General features: G+C 60.2%; 1 protein-coding gene. It reads right to left on the bottom strand.

Annotation, left to right across the window (positions count from 1 at the left end):
* Nucleotides 1–8 precede the first annotated feature (8 nt).
* A partial coding sequence (locus RMT89_RS44790) for a hypothetical protein (RefSeq protein WP_315889491.1) occupies nt 9–246 on the bottom strand: 238 nt, incomplete at its 5' end.

Here is a 246-nt window from a genome sequence, read left to right as displayed (position 1 = left end):
CAGCATTATCAGGCACTGTTACGAGATTTCTCGCTCAAGCGCTGAGATGCATCCGCAGTCTCTCCTCCCCGGTCACTGTCCGATCGAGCCGGCCTGAACGAACCCAGGCTTGCACGCGCTCCCTGACCAAATTCGAACTGGCCAAGCAACCGGTTCAACGCATCGACTTCCGTTGCCAGCATGTGGCTGGCGGTGGTCATCTCCTCGACCATCGCGGCACTTTCTGCCTGTCCTGCGGCCGCTACC

This window comes from Streptomyces sp. P17 (assembly GCF_032436805.1).
Classification (GTDB): domain Bacteria; phylum Actinomycetota; class Actinomycetes; order Streptomycetales; family Streptomycetaceae; genus Streptomyces.
Note: the sequence above shows the minus strand (reverse complement) of the source record. Positions and strands in the feature narration are given on the sequence as shown.